The 15,062-nt window shown below is 49.7% G+C and carries 13 protein-coding genes; 11 read left to right on the plus strand and 2 right to left on the minus strand.

What is annotated here, in order from left to right:
• The first annotated feature begins 58 nt into the window (after positions 1-58).
• The 3 genes from ACFPOF_RS24225 to ACFPOF_RS24235 are packed head-to-tail and all read left to right on the plus strand — an operon-like array spanning position 59 to position 4,583.
• On the plus strand, positions 59-979 hold the full coding sequence (locus ACFPOF_RS24225; protein WP_378137524.1) for a carbohydrate ABC transporter permease: 921 nt from the start codon (positions 59-61) through the stop codon (positions 977-979).
• Between the two features lies 1 nt (position 980).
• Complete coding sequence (locus ACFPOF_RS24230) at positions 981-1,805, plus strand: carbohydrate ABC transporter permease (RefSeq protein WP_378137526.1); 825 nt, start codon at positions 981-983, stop codon at positions 1,803-1,805.
• A 36-nt stretch (positions 1,806-1,841) separates the two neighbouring features.
• Positions 1,842-4,583, plus strand: a complete 2,742-nt coding sequence (locus ACFPOF_RS24235) for a glycoside hydrolase family 78 protein (RefSeq protein WP_378137528.1) — start codon at positions 1,842-1,844, stop codon at positions 4,581-4,583.
• 629 nt (positions 4,584-5,212) lie between these two features.
• Here ACFPOF_RS24235 and ACFPOF_RS24240 read toward each other — a convergent pair.
• Both ACFPOF_RS24240 and ACFPOF_RS24245 read right to left on the minus strand, forming a co-directional pair.
• The gene (locus tag ACFPOF_RS24240; protein ID WP_378137530.1) at positions 5,213-6,139 is read right to left on the minus strand and encodes an NHL repeat-containing protein; all 927 of its coding nucleotides are present in this window, start codon (positions 6,137-6,139) and stop codon (positions 5,213-5,215) included.
• Positions 6,132-6,941, minus strand: a complete 810-nt coding sequence (locus ACFPOF_RS24245; RefSeq protein ID WP_378137532.1) for a phytanoyl-CoA dioxygenase family protein — start codon at positions 6,939-6,941, stop codon at positions 6,132-6,134. Before ACFPOF_RS24245 ends, ACFPOF_RS24240 begins: the two co-directional genes overlap by 8 nt.
• A 115-nt stretch (positions 6,942-7,056) precedes the next feature.
• Between ACFPOF_RS24245 and ACFPOF_RS24250 the strand changes: the two genes are divergently transcribed.
• The 8 genes from ACFPOF_RS24250 (at position 7,057) to ACFPOF_RS24285 (ending at position 14,960) form a co-directional block, all read left to right on the plus strand.
• Entirely contained in the window at positions 7,057-7,977 is a 921-nt protein-coding gene (locus ACFPOF_RS24250; RefSeq protein ID WP_378137534.1) for a helix-turn-helix domain-containing protein, read from the plus strand.
• A gap of 96 nt (positions 7,978-8,073) precedes the next feature.
• The gene (locus ACFPOF_RS24255) at positions 8,074-8,529 is read left to right on the plus strand and encodes a hypothetical protein (protein WP_378137536.1); all 456 of its coding nucleotides are present in this window, start codon (positions 8,074-8,076) and stop codon (positions 8,527-8,529) included.
• Between the two features lie 44 nt (positions 8,530-8,573).
• A complete protein-coding gene (locus ACFPOF_RS24260) occupies positions 8,574-9,035 on the plus strand; it encodes a VanZ family protein (protein WP_378138534.1) in 462 nt (153 codons plus the stop codon).
• Positions 9,036-9,047: 12 nt separating this feature from the next.
• On the plus strand, positions 9,048-9,926 hold the full coding sequence (locus tag ACFPOF_RS24265) for a methyltransferase domain-containing protein (protein WP_378137538.1): 879 nt from the start codon (positions 9,048-9,050) through the stop codon (positions 9,924-9,926).
• Between the two features lie 114 nt (positions 9,927-10,040).
• A complete protein-coding gene (locus ACFPOF_RS24270) occupies positions 10,041-10,523 on the plus strand; it encodes a GyrI-like domain-containing protein (protein ID WP_378137539.1) in 483 nt (160 codons plus the stop codon).
• 54 nt (positions 10,524-10,577) lie between these two features.
• Entirely contained in the window at positions 10,578-11,102 is a 525-nt protein-coding gene (locus ACFPOF_RS24275; RefSeq protein ID WP_378137541.1) for a hypothetical protein, read from the plus strand.
• Positions 11,103-11,608: 506 nt separating this feature from the next.
• The gene (locus tag ACFPOF_RS24280; RefSeq protein WP_378137543.1) at positions 11,609-13,444 is read left to right on the plus strand and encodes a sensor histidine kinase; all 1,836 of its coding nucleotides are present in this window, start codon (positions 11,609-11,611) and stop codon (positions 13,442-13,444) included.
• Complete coding sequence (locus ACFPOF_RS24285) at positions 13,437-14,960, plus strand: response regulator (protein WP_378137545.1); 1,524 nt, start codon at positions 13,437-13,439, stop codon at positions 14,958-14,960. The genes ACFPOF_RS24280 and ACFPOF_RS24285 overlap by 8 nt, the downstream gene beginning before the upstream one ends.
• Positions 14,961-15,062: the final 102 nt, after the last annotated feature.

Raw genomic sequence — 15,062 nt, forward strand, 5'->3', positions numbered from 1 at the left:
AGCGGCGTAAAGTAACGGTCGCCGATTGGCCGCTTTCGCATCAAGGAAGGTGAAAGCGATGTCCTGGTTTCGCAGCAAGCCGTTCATCTGGTTTATTTTACCCGGCTTCGTTCTCTATACGTTGTTCTCGGTTTACCCGATTTTATCGGCCGTTCAGATCAGCTTGAATAAGTGGGACGGCATTGGCGACAAGACGTTCGTCGGATTTGGAAACTACGCGGAACTGTTCCGCAATCCCGATCTGTTCTCTCAGCTCACGAACGCGCTCGGCCACAGCTTCACATTGTTTGCGCTGAATGCGTTTGTCGTACTTCCTGCACAGCTTTACTTGGCTTACTTGTTATACGGCAAAATCAAAGGGCATCGCTTCTTCCAGGCCATGATCTTCTCCCCGCAATTTATCGCTACGCCTGTCATCGCGTTCATGGGCACCCTTGTGTTCGACGGCAACATCGGCGTATTTAATCGGTTATTGGAAGCAATCGGGCTCGGCGAATGGACCCGTCCTTGGATGGGGCTGCCAGAGCTCGGTATTTATATCGTATGGCTGCTAGTCGCTTGGTCGGGCATCGGCGTCGGCATGATTTTTTTCTTAGGCGCAATGAAGATGATATCGTCCGAAGTGATCGAAGCGGCGCTGCTGGACGGCGCTTCGTATTGGGGCAGGTTTTTCCGCATCGTGATTCCTCAGATCAAGACGACCATCTTAAATATGCTTATTCTGACTTATATTTTCGCGATGACGATGTTCGACTACAGCTTTATTCTAGGCGGTGCAGCGGGCGGCATTAATCGCAGCGTCGACGTCATGGCGCTATTCTTCTACCGGATTTCTTTCGGGGAAAACAGCGCAGTCGGCGGAACGACAAACGTGAACGCGATGGGCATGGGCACGACGATCGCTTGCGTCATGTTCCTGATCGTCTTCATCGTGGCGCTCTTGCAGGTGTTCGTCACCTATCGCAGATCGGAGGACTGACATGAAATCGATATCGAGAAAAACGCCGATCAGCTCCGCGATCTTGTGGACGTATTCGCTACTGACCTTGTTCGTACTCGCTTATATGACTTACCAGTCTTTCCGTCCGAAGAAAGATCTGTTATCGGCGACGTTCGGCTGGCCGAAACATTTCGGCTTCGGCAACTTCCGCAAACTGTTCGTCGACGCAGGTTTTTTCACTTACTTGCTCAATAGTGCTTTGATTTTGTTCGGTGCATTGCTTATCGTTGTCATCTTGTCGACGATGGTCGCTTACGGCATCGGCAAATTCAATTTCAAATTCAAAGGCGGCATTTTGCTTTATTTCTTGATCGGACTTATGTTCCCGGTCCAACTCGGCATCGTGCCGATCTTCCTGCTCATTCGGGATATGGGGCTTATGAACAGCCAGTTTTCGGTCATTCTCGTGCTGGCATCCGGCTTGTCGATGCCCGTCTTCTTGTTGACGACATTTTTCTCCAAGCTGCCGCACGACTTGTACGAATCGGCCAAAATCGACGGAGCCGGAGAATGGACGACTTTCATTCGTGTCATGTTCCCGCTGGCAAGCCCGGTTACGTTCAGCATTTGCATTATTATGTCCATGCAAATATGGAACCAGTTTTTCGTCCCGCTTATTTTCTTGCATACCGAGACGAAGAAGACTATTCCGCTCATGATTATGAAATTCACGAACAATGTCATCTACAACATGGATATGGCGATGGTCGGCTCGGTGATGGCCACGGTACCGCTGCTGATTCTATTCTTCCTGTTCTCGGGAAGAGTCGTCGAAGGCGTGGCAACAGGCGGGGTAAAAGGATAAATTGCACGGTATGTTTGCAAGGGAGGGGAATTGTGCATGGATCGGATGATTGTACAGAAGCTTCGCACGGAATATTTGGAGGATCCACTTGGAGTTGACGTGCTCGCTCCAAGATTAAGCTGGAACGTAGAAGCGTCATGGCGAGGAGCGAGGATGACGGCTTATCGGGTCCTCGTCGCCTTCTCGTCTAAAGCGCTTGCGAGTGATGAAGGGGACGCATGGGACAGTGGAATCGTATCTGATGCCCGGCCGACGCATGTTGAATATCGCGGCATGCCGCTTCGCTCGGGACAGCGGCTTTATTGGAAAGTTCAAGTCTGGGACGAGAAAGGTGAAGGCTCCGATTGGAGCCAAGCGGCGACTTGGTCGATGGGGTTGCTTGGAAGGAATGAATGGGAGGGGCACTGGATCGGCCACCCGAGCAGCCGAAAGCCGACCCGGGAAGCGCCTAATCCGGTCGCTTACTTGCGCCGATCTTTCGTTAGCGAAGGCAACGTCAGGAGAGCGACCGTCCACGCGACGGCACTTGGCGCGTACCGGTTGTTCCTCAACGGCGTTCGAATCGGGAACGATGCGTTGACGCCGGAGTGGACCGATTATCACGTGCGCGTCCAATATCAAACATACGACGTGACGGAGCTGCTTCGCGCAGGCGATAATGCATTGGCCGTCATGCTTGGTCACGGTTGGTATACCGGGTACATCGGCATGTACGGCTATCAGAAATACGGCATGGATCCCTCGTTCCTGCTGCAATTAAACATCGAGCTCGAGGACGGAACGATCCAGTCTGTCTCGACTGATGCAGAGTGGAAAGCGGCGTTCGGGGCGATCATCGGTTCGGACTTGCAGATGGGCGAGAACTGGGACGCGAGGCTGGAGCCGCTTGCGTGGCGGGAAACCGGGTTCGACGACGAACTATGGAAACCGGCGGCACGTATGTACGATTACCGTGGACATCTTGTTGCACAGAAGTGTCCGCCGATTCGCGCGACCCAGATCAGGCAGCCGATTGCGGTGAGGCGTCTGGCCGAAGACGTTGTACTCGTGGACATGGGGCAGATGATGAGCGGTTATCTCCGCGTCGTGCTGCAAGGCAGCGAAGGCGATCTCTACACGCTACGCTACGCGGAAGCACTGGACGAGAACGGGCGCTTGTACACGGACAATTTGCGTTTCGCCAGACAGACGGATACGTATATGTGCCGGGGGCGAATGCAGGAAACGTTCGAGCCTGCGTTCACGTATCACGGATTTCGATATGTCGAGATTTCTGGCGGACCGGCGCCTCTCGCCGACGATATCGTCGGTGTCGTCATCCATTCCGCGTTGCCCGAGACGGGGAAGCTCGAGACTTCCGAGCCGCTTCTTAATCAGCTAATAAGCAATATTGTTTGGACGCAACGGGCGAACTACATGAGCGTGCCGACGGATTGCCCGCAGCGCGACGAGCGGCACGGCTGGACCGGCGACGCGCAGATTTTCGCGCCGACTGCTGCCTATAACATGGATGTGGCCGCTTTCCTGGCGAAGTGGTTGGATGACCTTGAAGACGGTCAGCGGCCGACGGGGGCATATACCGATTTTGCGCCGTTTATTTTCGGGCCGAAAACGGAATTCGACAACGATTTCACTTACACGCATACCGCATCCGCCGGATGGGCAGACGCTCCGCCGATCATCGCATGGCTGTTGTACGAGCGATACGGCGACATCGGCGTGCTTCGTCGTCACTACGCTTCGATGAAACGGTGGATGGACTACAACGAAAAGTTATACCCGACCGGCATTCGGCGCGACGCCCCGCAATACGGGGACTGGCTGTCGTTGGACGAGCGGCCGTTCGAGCAGACGAAAGCGGAGTTCGACTGGCAAGTAGCGGGTCATTCGACGACGCCTTATGATGTATTCTCGACCGCGTATTGGGCGCATGGTGCCAAACTGATGGCCGATATTGCATCGGTCGTTGGCGAGGAAGCGGACGCCTTACGTTACAAAGAGCTGCATGCTTTCGTTCGCGAGGCGTTCATTCGGGAGTTCGTGGATGGCGAAGGGCGCATTCGGGGCAATACTCAGACGGTGTACGCGATGGCGCTTGCATGGGAACTGGTGCCGGACGGATTGCGTGAAACAGCACTGCAGCGGCTCGTCGACGGCATAGAAGTGGCGGGAATGGCGGCGACAGGGTTCCACGGCACGAAACATTTGATGGAAGTGTTGTCGACAAGCGGGCACGAGAAGCTTGCATTCCGGTTACTGCTGAAGGAAAGTTACCCTTCCTGGCTGTATTCGGTGACGCAAGGCGCGACGACGATCTGGGAAAGATGGGATGGATGGACGGAGGAACGCGGGTTCCAGGATCCGGGCATGAACTCGCTTTGCCACTATGCGTTCGGTTCCGTCGGAGAATGGCTGTATCGTCATGTTGGGGGCATCCAACCGGACACGTCTTCTCCCGGATTTGAGCGTACGATCATTCGTCCACGTCCGCTTGGCGGGTTGACGTCGGCCAAATGCTCGTACGATTCCATCGCGGGCGAAATCGCTACGGCATGGACGCTTGAGAACGGTGTATTCAGGTTAACGGTGACGATTCCGGCGAATATGGAGGCGGTTGTTCATGTCCCGTCGGACGTTGGTGAGCCGATAACAGAAAGCGGATTGCCAGCAACGCAGGCGGTCGAAATTCGTTCGCTCGGCCGGGAAAGCGATGTTGAACGTTTCGCAATCGGTGCGGGAACCTATGTGTTCGAATCCGTTTTTGCGAATGAAACGTAAGAAATTGATCGTTTTGTCGATGGACATTGCTTAAATATGACAGTATAGGGGCTGTCTCATAAATAAGTTCTATATAGACGGTCTAAAGCAATAAAGTTAATGCGCATTATCTCTGGGCTAGAGGTGCCTTGGGAGCTCAAGTTAATGCGTTTGGCGCATTATCTCTGGGCTAGAGGTGCCTTGGGAGCTCAAGTTAATGCGTTTGGCGCATTATCTCCGGGGTAGAGGTGCCTTGCGCGCTCGAATTAATACGTTTGGCACAGTATCTCTGGGCTAGAGGTGCCTTGGGAGCTCAAGTTAATACGATTGGCGTAGTATCTCCGGGCTAGAGGTGCCTTGGGAGCTCAAGTTAATGCGTTTGGCGTAGTATCTCCGGGCTAGAGGTGCCTTGAGCGCTCGAATTAAATGCGTTTGGCGCAGTATCTCTGGACGTCAATTGGCAACCCGTGATGGAGCTGCAACCAGGAAGAGATTCATCTCCGCAAAATATAAATTGTGAGCACAAAACAGGGGATGTCCCTTAGTCAATTATGACTGATGGGACATCCCCTTTGCGCGTCGTCGCCGTCGAGATCGAGCAGTTCGGACGGCTGACAAACATTATGGCCTAACTTGTTGGTGCATTTTTGTTAATCCGCCAATCGCCATTTCCATTTCGTGATACGTCCGCGCGGCACCCATTCGACGACGAGCAGATGGCCTTGGCGATCAAGACACATCGAGTGCGGAGAGACGAACGTATCGGCCGTCCATTCGGATTCCGGGATGTCCGGCCACCTCTTGTCTTGCCAGTGCTTCGGTTGTTCGCCGAAATGTCCGAGCACCTGGAAATCCAGGTCGGCGATCGTGATACGGCTGTTCAAATCGGGAATGTAGAAATATTGCCCGTCGCTGACGAGGTCGCATGGCAGCAGATAATCGCCGTTGTAAGTATGAAGCAGCTTGCCGTCGAGCGTATAACGCTGGAAGCGTTGATTTCTACGATCGGCCACATATAGCGAAGGCTCAGTGCCGCGCGTGTCTATCCATAGACCGTGCGGTTCTTGCATTTGCCCGTCGCCGCTGCCTCGGCCGCCCCAGCTTTGCAGCCAATTGCCTTGGCTGTCGTAACGATGCACATAATATTGACCATACCCGTCTACGACGTATACATCCCCATTTGGTGCAGCATGTACGTCGGTCGGTACGAATTTCTCGGGACGATCATACGCGTCGGATGGAGGAGGAGCTGCGAAAGTAAGCAGCTCACGTCCGTCCAGTGTATATTTGGCAACGAGATGACGCTCGATGTCAGTGAGCAACAGGCATTCTTCGCCGTTGGCGTCCCGGTAAAGATGCATGCCATGGGCGCCGCGTGCGAACTCCTCTCCCCAAGAGAACAAGTAGTTCCCCTCGGGGTCGAGTACAACGATCGCGTGTTCGCTCATATTAAAGACGAAGATACGATCCTGCGAATCAACGGCAATGCCGTGAGTGTACCCGAGTTTGATCGTTTCAGGAATATGCGGCCAGTCGACAACAGGCTCCGCGATGACGCGGCTGTTCGCGTTAGGCATCGGCATTGGCCAGCAGCGGGAAGAGCGGCCCCTTGATTGGCTCGCCTGCTTGCAAACCGCATCCATCCGTCACCGGATGGCTTTTGCCATTAAACGTAACACCGTCCGGCATGAAAATAATCGCCAGCACGCGGCGCGGTTTGTCCGTCACGTTCGAATGAGCGTAATGGAACGTTAATCCGTTATGAAATGTGCAACTGCCGGCTTTCAGCGGAACGATGACAGGTTTGTGCTCTTCCGACTGTCCTCCGTCGACATAGTCGAAAATATTTTGCGGATTCAGGAAGTCGATGCCGGTCAGCTTACCGAGCTTATGGGATTTCGGCACGAACGCCATGCAGCCGTTGTCCTCGTTGACGTCGTCCAGCGTGAGCCACAGAGACATCATGCCCGCTTGGGCTTCGTTGATCGGCCAGTACGGCGTATCTTGATGCCAAGGCGTCGCTTTGGAGTCGCCGGGCATTTTCCACAAGCCGTGGTCGTGGAAGAAACGAATGCCGGAAGCGCCTGTCAGCGCCAGAGCGGACGCTGCAAAGCGAGGGTGAAAGCTGTACTTGCCCATACCGGCGTGATCGCGCCACAGATTCACTTTTTGATTCAGCACGCGATAATAGAGCCCACCTTTCTTGTCTGTCGACTGCGACAGATCGCCTTCCGTCTGCATCGCCTCTTCCAAATATTCGCGCAGCTCTGCCAGCTCTTCTGGAGAGAGCATGTTATCTACTTGTACGAAACCGTTTTCTTGATAAAAGTCGATATGTTCTTGTGTAATCGGTGATTGTGTTTGCGTCATATTCGTCATTGATTTATCCTCCTTGAAGTTGGGGTTGACTTGATTGTAATCGAACGGGAATCGCGTTACGATGGAGAGAAGTTTAATAAATTTGTAAAAAAGTCGAATTACACTTGGAGGACATATGAGCGAACGGTTAAAGATAGATTATCGGACGATTTCTCCTTACGTCCGCTTCGTACACGAAATCGAATTGCCAGCTGGAAGCCGCGTTCCAGATCGGGTCATCTACGATCACGAGTTAATTTACGTTGTGCAGGGGAGCGGGTCGATTCGCATTGAGAATCGCCTGCATACGATCAAGGGAGGCGATCTTGTTTATATACAGCCTCATCTGTTTAACAAAATGACGATAGATGATGAGGCGCCGATGCAATGTTTCGCCGTCCACTTCGACTACGTTTTTCTCGGGGAAGGCATGGATTTCTCTCCATACTCGGTGTACTTGGGACTTCCATCGGATGGCGGTGAACCGGCGGAAGAGAAATGGCTCGGTCAACGTCCGACCGTAGAAGTGGCAGATCTCGACATCCCGGAGACGCTTAGGCCGGCCGCGGTTCAACCGTTCTATGAGGCGTTTCGTGAGCTTCGGATTCGGTTCGAGGAATCGCGAATGGATTCGTGGATATGGCTGAAAGCCGGAATGCTGCGCCTGATCGGGCTTATCCACGGGGAATTGATGACGAAGGAAGGCGTGCGAATCGACCATACGCATGCGGATCTCGTCCTTAGCGCCATCGCTTATATGGAAGAGCATTTTACGGAAAAGATCAATGCGGGATTATTGGCGAAACGAGCGGCGCTGACGCCGAAGTATTTCGGTACGATTTTCCGCCAGGCGACGGGGCAATCGATCTCGGATTACTTGCTGCGTCTCAGACTGGAAGAAGCTAAGCGACTGCTTCGACTGAAGAAATACAGCGTTCAGCAAGTCGCGGAACGAGTTGGTATCGGCGATCTATACTACTTCAGCAAGCTGTTCAAGCGGGCGGAAGGCATCTCGCCCAAGCGGTATGGAGCTTCGATATCGTGGTTGGGGGAATAAGCTTGTCGAGAAAGGCCCTTCGAAATTTGTATTGAAGATCACCATTCGATAAGTGTAAGATGGAAATAGTGGATATTCGTGGAAAGGAGCGTTACGATGGTACGTAAGTTTATGTACATCGTTTCAACTATGTTGTTGATGTTTTCCATAACAGCGTGTAATTCCACCATACAGGTTAAACCATCGGATATAGATCAGATTAAATTAGAGTTAGTAAGTTATTCGAAATTACCGAATGGTAATGCATACACCGTTAAATTGCGGAATTTATCCAAATTTAAAATCGCTCAAAACGACATCTATTTAAGTTATTTGATTAAAACGACAAGTGGCGGTAGAACGAATGATTTCAAAGTTATGGCGAGAAACAATAAACTGAATATCAAGCCCAATGAGGAAATATTTGTCGATCTATTTGCCCCCATTGAAGAATTTGCAGGAAACCAAAAGCTCGATACTGAAACGCCCTATATAGAAATCATAGGATATCTAGAAGAAGTCAAGGAAGAAAGACGGTTTCAAAAAACGGGTCAAATTGATTATTTCAAGTAGTAGTGCTTTTAAATTGAATTCGAGGAGACCAAGTTACCGCGATGATGAAGTTGGCAATTAGAATTTGTTGTTGGATTTGCCTTGTCGTATATGTACTGATCTTAACTAAATACTTAGTGCTAGATAGAATGCACCTTATGGGGTATGGGTATAGGTCATACAATTTATTGCCTTTCAGTTCGATTAAACAATACTTATATCAAAAGGAACATTATAACTACCATACTTGGTTCATGAATCTCGTTGGGAATTTTGTGATGCTAATGCCACTGGGACTTCTTCTTCCTCTGTTGCACCGTTACTTCAGAAGAACCCGTAATTTCATAGTGTTTCTCATTGCTACTAACATCTCGATTGAGGTTCTCCAGTATTATTCGGGGTTGGGGAGTGCGGACATTGATGATGTAATCATGAATAGTGCGGGAGCGATAGTTGTTTATTTGCTGGTAAGAATTCTCCTAAAAATATTAAATCATGGGTTGAATAAGGAAAACGATGAATCGTGAGGAGTGATCGCGATGTCTGAGTATTATTGGGATAGCCAGATCGAATATCTTAGAAATACACGGTCACTATATTACAATGACGATTACCTTGATTTTCTGGTGCAAAAAGTTTGGAAGATCAATAAGCCTGTTAAAATAATTGATTTTGGTTGTGGCTATGGGTTTCTTGGTCTCAAGCTGCTTCCATTACTGCCGGAAGGTTCATTTTATACTGGAATTGACAAAGGCAAGGAATTAATCCGACACGCAAAGGAACTACATGCCAATCTTCCCTATCCAACCGAGTTTATTGTAGCAGACATCGAGGAAGTCAATATCGACTGCAAATACGACATAGCAATGAGCCACGCTTTTTTGCTGCATATGAATGAACCAGTCTCCGTTCTTAAGAAAATGATCCAAAGCGTCGTTCAGGATGGGAAAATCATATGTTTTGAACCTCACTGGATCGCCAACATGGCAAATTACAGATTCGACAAACTTGATCAATCGAAGGTCATTCAATTGGGAGTACTTGAGAAATTGTTCGAAGAAGATACCAAGCAGACCGGTAAAGACGGGAACATCGGAATGAAAGTCCCCATTTTGCTAAGTCAATTAGGCGTAAAGAATGTAGAGTGCAGGGTAAGCGATAAGGTAAATTTCTTGGATCAAAACATGGAAGCGCTGAATAAGAAAAAACTCTACCTATCACTGAAAGAAGAAGGGATTGGTCAAGTTCCTGGCGATAAGGATGGAGTCTTGAACAGCTTAGCCACAAGAGGATTGACCCGTGAAGAGGCGGAAAAACAATATGAAGCTGAGCTGTTATTGTCACAAGAATTTAGTGAGAAATCTTGGTTAACTTATGCCCCCAATATGAAGATAACGTTTGGTACGATTAGGAGATAATGGGGGATTGTGCGACGGGTTGGCGTCCGAGCAGTTACATGTGGTTGAAAAATCATACACATGCTGCAGACAGGCGCAAACGCTCGCGGAAACCAAATCGTCAGGAGGAGACTTATGTCCGTTCATTTTGAAGAGAAAAAGGCATTTACAGTCATTGGTAAGCTAGGGCAGGGATACGCCTCCGAAAGTCAAAGTTGGATTCCGACTCTCTGGCAAGAGGCGAACGGTAACTTTGAAGAAATTCGCTCGCTAGCGAAGGTTGATGATGGAGGCAATATCGTTGGCATCTGGGGTGCAATGAGCGATTTATTCGGTCAATTTAATCGATGGACGAATCAAGGCAAATATTTAGCGGGGTGCGAAGTGTTGGAAGATGCAATTGCTCCGGCGGGCTGGACGAAATGGACAATCCCGGCATATAAGTACGCAGTCATTAAGTGCAATCATAATACATACCAAAAGATATTCAATGAGATGGTCAATGAATTTTTGCCAAATCATAACTTCACCATCGTTGGAGCAGTTCACGAATATTATAACCCGGTAGAAACTAACGGCGAGCTTTATTTGTATTTTCCAATTGAAAAACAGGGTTGATCAGTCAAGTGAATAGATGTAGCACTGGAAAGTAAATTTGGAGGAAAAAGTGATATGGTGGCGATTGCAGAGATTTCCATTGATGACCTCGATGTTCCATACAAAAATTTGATCTTAAACGATCGAATTTCTCTTGCAGAATTGACATCTGAATTAAAGCTTTCTTTTGTGGAAAATAAGGAGAATGTTCGGACAAGGGTAGCAGGCAACGTGAAGGATACGGAGTACGACTGGTTTCAAATTTCCTACCCGAATAAGGAACACGCAGATTTGATCTTCGATTATCTCTTTAATGCGACCAACAAATCGGGACGTATCGTCTCGGTTGAATTAATCAACGTAGCTACAAAGCGCGGCGTCGTTGTTGGAGATTCAATTGAAAAAGTCAAACAAGTGTATGGGAAAGATCTCGTTGAAGAAACCGCGGCTGAAACAACGAATAGTTTGAGTGTTATCGTCAACAAAAACAAGATGAGTTTCATATACGACAAAAACACTGTTAAAATCACTGAAATCTACATCGATTACGATTCCAATCAAGCGATGGAGGAAATGGACATTCCTAGCCTTGAAGATTAGGGGAGAGAAATGAAATCATATTTGGGTTCTATTCGTTACTTGCTAATTTCCTCCATCTGCTTTTCTCTGCTAGCGGCAACGCAAATATTTTTGAACCTATATACTGAACGTACCCCGCTTGTCATATTATTCTCGGTTCTGTTTATGATGTTCTTTGTGCTTGCCATTTTGTTGGCACTGGATTTGATCCTGAAAGACACAAGAACGATGAGAGTCCGAATTGTACAAATTGACAATGAAATCATTAGAGTCTTGAAGCCAAATGGCAAGACGCGGAAAATACGAATAATCAAAAGTGAAGTCGGTAAGTACAGTATCGAGCAAGAGCTTGATTTAATCGTCACTCGTCGAACAAGGCAGATCACGAAAGTGGAGCTGCCTCGATGAGTTAGTTGTCCAACAAGCAAATTATAAGCACCTGCCCGTAACGCGGGCAGTTATTGGCGTTCTGCCAGAACATGTTATAATGTCTGGCAACGACAATAAGCGCGAGAGAAGGCACCAACGTGCGACTACGGAACATTTACAGCGACTATCTGCGCAAAAACTTATTCGTTAAAGTCATCTTCATCTTCGTCGTGATCGTCACCTTGACGATTATTACGCTTTCCTATTTGCTATTTAATCTCCTGTCGGCTTCTGTTGTGCGCAGCGAGTTGAACGATCAGAAACAGGCGATGGAGCGGGTTAACCGTTACATGGAGATGAAGTACGACTGGCTCCAGCTAACGGTGCAGGAAATCTACCGCAACAATGTGCTTGCGAACAACATGTCTTATTTTCTCACACATCCTTACAGCGACTATATCCAACACATGACGGATCAGAATCTTGCGGGCGGCAACGAGAATGCCTCAGATATATTAAATTTTTTCGCCAACAGAATGGAATTGGACCCCGACATTCGTAACGTCATTCTGTACAGCTATGAGAAGCAGATGATGTATGTATACCAATCGCTCGGCCCGCGCAAGCTGATCCCGGTTAATGCCACCCGATCCTATATCCCGGATGTGATGGCGGCGGAAGGGCCGGCTGCCGGAACGCCGAACGTGTGGGTCCGTAAAGCGATCGGGCAATGGAACCCCCAACTGTACGCAATGCACGGCCAATTAAACGACAAAAATACGCTGAAAAACATCGGGCAACTACTCGTTTATTTTGACGCAGGTTTGGTGAACAGGGCGCTGGAGCAAGACCGTGCATCGCTGAAGGGCGCGATTCTCGTGCTGACGCCGGACGGACAAGTACTGTCCGATTCTTCCAACCGTTACTATGGTCGCGTATACCCGTATATGGAGCAAATCGGCTCATTGCGCAGCGTCGAGATGTTGGACGAGCCTTCGTATATTTCCGCTCTGCCCCAGAACAAAGCCGGTTACATCGTTGTAGGCGTCGCCCCGACCAGAGAGATCGACGCTGCTTACGCAGGGCTGAGAAGAACGTTAATGTTGATCGCCATCGCCTGCATCGCCGTGACCATTCTCATTCCATCGCTTGTCATCGTTAACATCGCCAGAAGAACGAAACGAATCGTCTTTCTCATGAAGAAGGTCGAGAGGGGCGATTTGAGCGCCCGCCTACATGATGCGAGGGAGGATGAGCTTGGACAAATATCGCGCGGATTTAACGATATGCTGGACGAACTGGTCAATCATATCGATCGGGAATATAAGTCCGAGATCAGACTGAAACGTACGGAGCTTGCCGCGCTCCAAGCGAGAGTGAACCCGCATTTTCTATACAACACGTTGGAGGTCATCCGGCTAAGGGCCATTTCACAAGGCGCGAAAGATGTCGGGGAGATGATCTTCAGTCTGGCGACGTTGTTTCGGCATTCCGTCAGCTCGCGACCGTCGAACACGCTTGGCGAGGAACTGGAAATGTGCAGATTGTATTTGGAGCTTTTTCGAATTCGCTACAAAAACAAGTTTAGTTATTCGATTGAATGCCCGCCCGAATTGCTGGGCATAACCGTAATTAAAATGCTGCTGCAGCCGATCATTGAGAATTATATCGTCCACGGCGTCGATTCGCGGCGCGACGATAATCGGTTATCCATCGAGGCGGTCAATGACGCTGGAACCGTCCGTGTGTACGTTCGCGACAATGGGAACGGGATTGAGGCGGATAAACTCTCGGCCATCCTTCAAGCTCTGCAGTCGCCTGACGATGAAGAAAGCGGATCTTTCGGCTTGCGCAGCGTACACGATCGGATCAGATTAGCGTATGGGCCGACCTACGGCATTCATATCGAGAGCGAGCAAGGGAACGGGACTGCAGTTACCGTTAGCTGGCCCGCGGAGGAACGGGAAGCGGGGGAAAAAGACAAAGATGTATAAAGTATTTATTGTGGACGATGAACCGTTCATTAGCGAAGGGCTGATCGATGCGGTCAACTGGTCCGAGTTCGGACTGGAAATCGTCGGCAGCGCGGAAGACGGGGAAGAAGCGCTGGAGCGCTTAAAGCAAGTGCCGGCCGATATTCTGATTACGGACATCTCGATGCCGATCATGAACGGCCTGGAGCTTATTCGACACGCCCGAGAGACGCTGCCTCATCTCAAAGTGATCGTGCTTAGCGGATACAACGAATTCGACTATTTGAAGACGGGCATGAAACTGGGGATCGAGAACTATTTGCTCAAGCCGGTTCATTTCGAGGAATTGGAAGCCACCTTAAGCGGCACGGTTGCCAAGTTAAATGCGGAGAAACAGGATCGAGTTTTCGGAGAAGACGAGATCGACATCTTGAGAGATAACATTATGTCTCGCTGGGTCGCCGGGCGAATTGCATTCCCCGAACTTGCGGAGAGGACGGCGCTGCTGGGCATCGATTTGTCGTGGCCCTACGTGGTCGTGGCGATCGTTCGAACAGCGGAAGGCGATCAAGGGATGGTCGACAGCAAGTTGGATGAACGATTCGAAGCGACGGAAGGGTACGTTCGATTTCGGGATGTGGACGGTAACACGGTCCTTGCATTTGGAATGACTGATCCTGAATTGGAGAAGCGTAAAATAGCGGGGACGCTTCGGGAGATGAATGGGACTGGCGGAATCCGGGACATCGGTATGAGAATCTCGATAGGCGATTCTGTGGCCATGGCCGAAGCAAGCGTTAGTTATGAGCAAGCGCGTAAGGCGCAGCAGTATTTCCTCGTTATGCCTGACAGCGAGCTTATCGATTACGCACAGCTTCAATCCGTAGCCGAGCAGCGCCTTCCTTCCGAACTGTTGGATTGGGATACATATGCGAAGCCTATTATGGCCAAGGATAAAGAAGGACTGTTAAGCCAAATCGCAGCTGATTTCTCGGTCATCTGCCTTACAGAGGGCTTGAATCCCGCGAGAACAAAAGGCGCGGCTGTTGAACTGCTGATCCATATGAAGATGGAGACGGACAAACTGAATCGGCCGGATTCGACGGAAGCGTACAAGGCGGCGCTTGATCAAGTGGTGTCCGCGGACACGCTGGACGGTGTCGAAGCAGCTGTCAAGGAAGCTGCGATACGCACGATCGATTCGTTTGCCGGCGAGGACGTGAGCCCAATCGTCAAGCAAGTATTGCGCTATATTCAAGATCATTACGAGGAAGCGCTGACGCTCAAGTCGCTTGGGCAAATGTACCATATCCATCCGAATTATTTGGGCCAGTTATTTCATAAGCAGACTGGCGAATCGTTCGCGGATTACATAAACAAGTTCCGAATCGATAAGGCGAAGCATCTACTGACGAGCAGCCACTTGAAGGTGAATGAAATCGCCAAGCAGGTGGGATACTGGGATATCGGTTATTTTTATAAGCAATTCAAAAAACACGTCGGCATCGTACCGGGCGAATACAAGGGGCTGCAATAGTCTGTTCGGGAAATCGGGCGAGCTAGGCGGCTCCTTTTCTTTAGTTTGTCCATGTAATCTTTAGTTCCTCCTATTTTTGAAACTGTTTTCATTCTTTAAGAT

The organism is Cohnella soli (genome assembly GCF_042655525.1).
Classification (GTDB): domain Bacteria; phylum Bacillota; class Bacilli; order Paenibacillales; family Paenibacillaceae; genus Cohnella; species Cohnella soli.

Coding starts and splice junctions, on each gene's coding strand:
- ACFPOF_RS24225 (WP_378137524.1), top strand. CDS start 59: ATGTCCTGGTTTCGCAGCAAGCCGTTCATCTGGTTTATTTTACCCGGC.
- ACFPOF_RS24230 (WP_378137526.1), top strand. CDS start 981: ATGAAATCGATATCGAGAAAAACGCCGATCAGCTCCGCGATCTTGTGG.
- ACFPOF_RS24235 (WP_378137528.1), top strand. CDS start 1,842: ATGGATCGGATGATTGTACAGAAGCTTCGCACGGAATATTTGGAGGAT.
- ACFPOF_RS24240 (WP_378137530.1), bottom strand. CDS start 6,139: ATGCCTAACGCGAACAGCCGCGTCATCGCGGAGCCTGTTGTCGACTGG.
- ACFPOF_RS24245 (WP_378137532.1), bottom strand. CDS start 6,941: ATGACGAATATGACGCAAACACAATCACCGATTACACAAGAACATATC.
- ACFPOF_RS24250 (WP_378137534.1), top strand. CDS start 7,057: ATGAGCGAACGGTTAAAGATAGATTATCGGACGATTTCTCCTTACGTC.
- ACFPOF_RS24255 (WP_378137536.1), top strand. CDS start 8,074: ATGGTACGTAAGTTTATGTACATCGTTTCAACTATGTTGTTGATGTTT.
- ACFPOF_RS24260 (WP_378138534.1), top strand. CDS start 8,574: ATGAAGTTGGCAATTAGAATTTGTTGTTGGATTTGCCTTGTCGTATAT.
- ACFPOF_RS24265 (WP_378137538.1), top strand. CDS start 9,048: ATGTCTGAGTATTATTGGGATAGCCAGATCGAATATCTTAGAAATACA.
- ACFPOF_RS24270 (WP_378137539.1), top strand. CDS start 10,041: ATGTCCGTTCATTTTGAAGAGAAAAAGGCATTTACAGTCATTGGTAAG.
- ACFPOF_RS24275 (WP_378137541.1), top strand. CDS start 10,578: ATGGTGGCGATTGCAGAGATTTCCATTGATGACCTCGATGTTCCATAC.
- ACFPOF_RS24285 (WP_378137545.1), top strand. CDS start 13,437: ATGTATAAAGTATTTATTGTGGACGATGAACCGTTCATTAGCGAAGGG.